The sequence below is a fragment of the Geminocystis sp. GBBB08 genome (assembly GCF_016743215.1).
Taxonomy (GTDB): domain Bacteria; phylum Cyanobacteriota; class Cyanobacteriia; order Cyanobacteriales; family Cyanobacteriaceae; genus Geminocystis.
The window spans coordinates 1-5,157 of the sequence record NZ_VRZC01000223.1 but is presented as its reverse complement, the minus strand read 5'-3'; the positions used below and the strand labels follow the sequence as shown (position 1 = coordinate 5,157).

The following is a 5,157-nucleotide window of genomic DNA, read 5'->3' as shown; positions in this document are numbered from 1 at the left end:
AAAAATAAGGGCTGACAATACCAAATTAACATAAGAACCTACATAAAATAAGCCAAACTTCATCCCTGAATATTCCGTTTGATAACCCGCTACTAATTCTTCTTCGGCTTCGGGTAAGTCAAAGGGTAAGCGCTCACATTCTGCTAAGGCTGACAACCAAAAAATCAGGAATCCAACGGGTTGTCGCCAAATATTCCATCCTAAAATACCGTAGCCTGATTGTTGCTCAACTATATCTATAGTGCTTAAACTGTTAGACATCATGGCGATCGCCAGTACAGATAGAGCAAGGGGTATTTCATAACTAATAGATTGGGCGGCAGCTCTTAATCCACCTAAAAGGGCATACTTATTATTAGAAGCATAACCCGACATTAATAAACCAATGGGTGCAATGCTAGAAAGAGAAATCCAAAGAAAAATACCGACATTTAAGTTAGTGATGACCAAATTTTGCCCAAAAGGTATAACTAAATAAGAAAGGAATATCGGTATTACTACAATAGCAGGACCAAGAGTGAATAAAATACTATCAGCTTTTGCAGGTATAATATCCTCTTTGAAAACTAATTTGATACCATCAGCAATAGGCTGAAGCACACCGAGAGGTCCAGCATATTCAGGTCCAATTCTTTGTTGGGCGGCGGCGGAGATTTTTCTTTCTAACCACACGCTGACTAATACTCCTACGGTAGCACCAATAATCATCAAACCCAAAGGTAAGGGAATCCAAAGGGTTTTTGCTAATTCTGGGGATAAACCAAAATCCGTGAGAGAAGTGATAAAACTTCCTTGTAAATCAATTCCTGAATTCATTGTCAGTTACTTTATAGATGATCTCAATGTTATTTTACTTAGATTTTGCAACAAATTTAAAATATACTGCTAAAGCGATCCCTCAGTACAATAGTACCAAAGAGACAAAATGGGAAAAATCAATTTTAGGAGTTTTAAAATCAATTTTTATCATTTTTTCCTCTGGTTATCGAGCTTGTCAAGAAGCCCTTTTCCCAAATCCGCTACCCTAACCAATAATTTATAATACAAATTATAATACTTAAATATTATAAAAATTATCTACTGATGATCAACTATTGACTATTAACTATTTAAAATTAAGTAATGATTTATTTTACTCAATGACAAAAAAATGTAACAATAGAGTTTAACCATTGCAGTAATTTAGAAAAGCGAAAATAAGATGACAACAGCCCCATTTTATCAAGGAATCCAATATTTTAACGAAGAATTACCCTATTTTAATGAATATGGTCAAGAAAGTGCTATTTTAGACGGAAAAACCGCTATTGACTCTCCCAAAAACAAAAATGCAGTCTATCAAACCTTATTAGCCGCCGATGCTTTACGTTATTTAACCTTACACATCACCGCCAGTAAAGAATCAGGACATCCGGGTGGTTTCGCTAGTATTGCAGATGCCATCGCCGCTTTAGTTATGTTAGGGCATAAAAACTTGATTACCGAAGTTGGCCACCATGCACCCGGATTTTATAGTACCGTATTTCTTGATCGATCCCTTGAGAAAATGGGAATTTACACCGTAGAAGACTTGAGTAGTCGTTTTCGGGAAATGCACGGGCTTTTAGGGCATTTATCGGGACAAATACCCGGATTACTCAATCCTGCTGGGCCTCTTGGGCAAGGGCAACATTTTGCTATGGCTGGGGCGAAATTACACCCTAATATCCTATTCCCCGTGACAATTGGAGATGGAGGATTAGGTGAGCCTTATATCATGAGCAGTTTTGGACATTTCAACACCGCCTACCCTGAATCCACCAATTTTTTACCGATTTTAGTGTGGAATGGTTACTCACAAGAGCATCATAGTATGGTTTCCACCAAAACCAATGAGGAAATGATCGCCTATTGGCAAGGAAACGGCTTCAAAGAGGTAATTTTAGTTAACGCTAAAGATTTTGATGACGCTAACCAAGAGGGCGAATATGTGGATAGCACTAAATTCTCCTTTGAAAAACGCCTAGGATTTACTCAAGCCGTATTAGAAGCCACCGATAAAGCGGCACAATTAGCACTGGGAGGCACTTTAACGGTATTAATCATCAAACAGCTAAAAGGTGCGGGGGTGCATAAACGAGGTGCGCAATCTCACAACCTTTATCCTGGTGATAGTCTCGACAAAGATTATATTCTCTCAGCCTTACAAGAAAGAGCCTTAAGTAAGGAAGCATGGGAATTAGTTAGAGATAATTTTGCCCGTGCTAATGGAGGCACAAATGCTGATAAAGCCATCACCGAGTCAGTTTTACCTTTAACAGATTTAGGCACTTTACCCTTAACAGAATATGTCGTTGGCGGTGATAAAAAAGTATCTACTACCGCTATGGGTGAATTAGTAGTTCATGTCGGTAAAAATGATCCCAACTTCCTCGTAACTAACGCCGATGGTAACGCCGCCTCTGGAATTAATAACATTAACGTTGGCTTAAAAATTGTTCACCCTACTGTTGATGTGACTTATTTTCAACAACCCCAAGGGCAAGTTTATGAGCCTTTAAGTGAAGATGCCTGTGCTGGTTTAGCGGTAAGTTTAGCATTATTTGGCGCTCGTTCTTTGTGGTGTTCTTATGAATCTTTCGCTATCAATGGCTTACCTATCTGGCAAACCGTCACCCAAGCAATGGCAGAATTGAGACGGGAAACCCCCTCCACTATAGCATTATTCACCGCCGGAGCCTTAGAACAAGGGCGAAACGGATGGACTCACCAACGCCCAGAAATCGAGAATTATTTTGCGGCGATGATGCGCAACGGTAACGTTTATCCTCTTTTTCCCTGTGATGCTAATAGTACGCAAGTCTGTTATGAATGGGCATTAGGTACAAAAAATAAAGGTATTACTATTACTGTTAGTAAATCTCCTTTACCGATTTTAACCACTTTTGAGCAAACCAGAGAAGCTTTAGAAAAAGGTGGCGTTATCTTACAGGAATCTGAAGGTAGCAAAAAAGTTGTCTTTGCCGTAATTGGTGATATGACTTTAATTCCCGTATTTGAAGCAACGAAAACTCTCGAAAGTGAAGGTTACGGAGTGCGTATCGTTTCTGTTATCAATCCTCGCCGTTTATATCGCCCTTCCGATGTGGCTTGGGATAGTTGCACTGTTAAAGATGATAACTTCCTTGATGATGCTGGTTTTGAAGCCTTATTCGGTGGCGATGCGGTTATCGGTGTTACTGGTGGCACAAGTGCTATGTTAGAACCGATTATGTTACGCAGTAATGCTAAACGGGATACTTTTGCTTGGAAACGAGGGGAAACCACCGCCAGTGCTGGTGAATTAATGGCGTTTAACGGCTTAACGGCTGAGGCTTTGACACAAAGGGCTAGATCACTGTATGGATAAATCCCGACAAAAACTAATATTCATTCTGAGTGAAATGAGAAATATCAAAACCTCTTAACAACCCGCTTTTCGCACATCAAATAGTATTATCAATAAAATTCAGAATAAGTGCTTATTAAACAAGGGGTTTAAACCCCTTTGCTAAAACTGTGCACTTTTTTGTCAGTGTAGTATGTTTAAAAAATTGATTTTAATAGCTTTCTGATTCCCAACAGCAAACCCTAATTAAAATTAGCGCGATCGCATATCACCCTAGCTCCCTTACCGACTCCCAAACCCCAAACTGAGGATGGAAAATGGCACAGCCCTGCTATATTAGATTAATTTTAAATTGATGAGCAAAACTAGAAAGATTATGAAAATCACGATAAGCTTTTTGCATAATTTTTAATTTTATTTGTATTTCTTCATCGTCTAAAATATTATTAATTTCTTGCCAAACCTGTTGAGGATTATCCCAATTAATGATTAATTTATCTAAGCCAAATTTTAATAATTCCCTTGCCATCCAAGTATTAGCCATTGTAACAGGAATATTACCAGCAATAATTGACTCCGTAAATACTCCTGATGTTCTTTCTTGATAGGCGATCGCATCGTAAGGTATTAACATAATATCAGTTTTAGCCAACCAAGACACATATTTTTCACGGGGTAAATTATCTTCGGTAAGAATAACTTTCACACCATGATTAAGGCTAATTAAATCAGCACTTTTTGCCGCAACCAAAATAAATTTATCTGCCAAATGAGTTTTACATTTACTTAATTGTTGAATAATTTGCCAACCTTTTTCTTCCCTAGGAGGTCCGGCCCACCAACAGATGATATTATCATTAATATTCGTTAATTTTTCCACAAATTCAGTATGAGGAATAGGCATAACAGTAAAAGATTCCTCAAAATATTTAGCCATAGAATTAGCTAACAATTCACTATCACTAAATAACTTAAAATGATTAGATTTTACTGATTTTTTTAAGAGTTTATTTAAAAGTTTATAAAAAAAATTTGTTTTATGTTGATGAAAATTATGGCGATACAAAACCCAAATATATAAGCCATCTTTTGGTAAAAATAAAACCGATAACCATAAAGCTAATAATTGTAAATGAATAAATCTTTCGATAAAAATAATATGATCTTGCGATGATTTCTGTTTAACTAATTTATCGATTAAAAAAGCTCTAATAGTATCAGAAAATAATTTTATTTGCTTTAGTTTATACCAAAAATTTGCATCTATTTCTAATTTATTACCTTTTAATTCTCCATACCAATTCTCAGGTAAATCAGGTAAATTTTCTTCAGGAGAATACACTACTTCATGATGCCAACCAAGAATTTTTGTAGCTTCAGTAATCGAAATATGATAGGGAATAATATGCCCTTCTCCACCCATTAAATTAGGAATTAAAGAGATAAATATAGGGGGATAATTCATGATTAATAATTAGAATTTTCGGTTAATTTTAAGTAATTATATCACTAAGAAAACTCCCTTAATACTCCTTAAAAAAGGGAGTTAAATTTTTTTTTGTAGTAAGTAAATAAAATTGTGGATTTTATTTTTCCCAAGCAGTTGACAACAATGCAAGCAGGGCGTTTTCAAAGTCGAGGTAAAATTAATTGTCAAACCCTCGCCCTAAAAACCTTATAAGCTAAGGAGGTGATGACTTTTTTATTAATAATTGATTTATTATTATGAAAAAAACCCTGTAAATTTTGCGTACTATTGATTATAGCGATCGCTTTTTTGGAGAATGAAA

At 36.2% G+C, this 5,157-nt stretch carries 4 protein-coding genes; 2 read left to right on the top strand and 2 right to left on the bottom strand.

Going from position 1 to position 5,157, the window contains the following annotated elements; genetic code table 11:
- A partial coding sequence (locus FWJ34_RS18145; RefSeq protein WP_308256746.1) for an NADH-quinone oxidoreductase subunit H occupies positions 1 to 816 on the bottom strand: 816 nt, incomplete at its 3' end.
- A gap of 26 nt (positions 817 to 842) precedes the next feature.
- On the opposite strand from FWJ34_RS18145, the gene FWJ34_RS18140 reads away from it, so the two are divergent.
- Together FWJ34_RS18140 and FWJ34_RS18135 are read left to right on the top strand one after the other, a co-directional pair.
- Positions 843 to 1,028: a hypothetical protein gene (locus FWJ34_RS18140; protein ID WP_308256745.1), complete on the top strand. Its 186-nt coding sequence runs from the start codon at positions 843 to 845 to the stop codon at positions 1,026 to 1,028.
- Between the two features lie 173 nt (positions 1,029 to 1,201).
- Complete coding sequence (locus tag FWJ34_RS18135) at positions 1,202 to 3,388, top strand: phosphoketolase (protein ID WP_308256744.1); 2,187 nt, start codon at positions 1,202 to 1,204, stop codon at positions 3,386 to 3,388.
- Between the two features lie 310 nt (positions 3,389 to 3,698).
- Here FWJ34_RS18135 and FWJ34_RS18130 read toward each other — a convergent pair whose 3' ends face one another.
- On the bottom strand, positions 3,699 to 4,832 hold the full coding sequence (locus tag FWJ34_RS18130) for a hypothetical protein (RefSeq protein WP_308256743.1): 1,134 nt from the start codon (positions 4,830 to 4,832) through the stop codon (positions 3,699 to 3,701).
- Positions 4,833 to 5,157: the final 325 nt, after the last annotated feature.

What these genes read in the sequence shown, in the direction of transcription:
- FWJ34_RS18140 (WP_308256745.1), top strand. Translation starts at nt 843, where the DNA reads ATGTTATTTTACTTAGATTTTGCAACAAATTTAAAATATACTGCTAAA.
- FWJ34_RS18135 (WP_308256744.1), top strand. Translation starts at nt 1,202, where the DNA reads ATGACAACAGCCCCATTTTATCAAGGAATCCAATATTTTAACGAAGAA.
- FWJ34_RS18130 (WP_308256743.1), bottom strand. Translation starts at nt 4,832, where the DNA reads ATGAATTATCCCCCTATATTTATCTCTTTAATTCCTAATTTAATGGGT.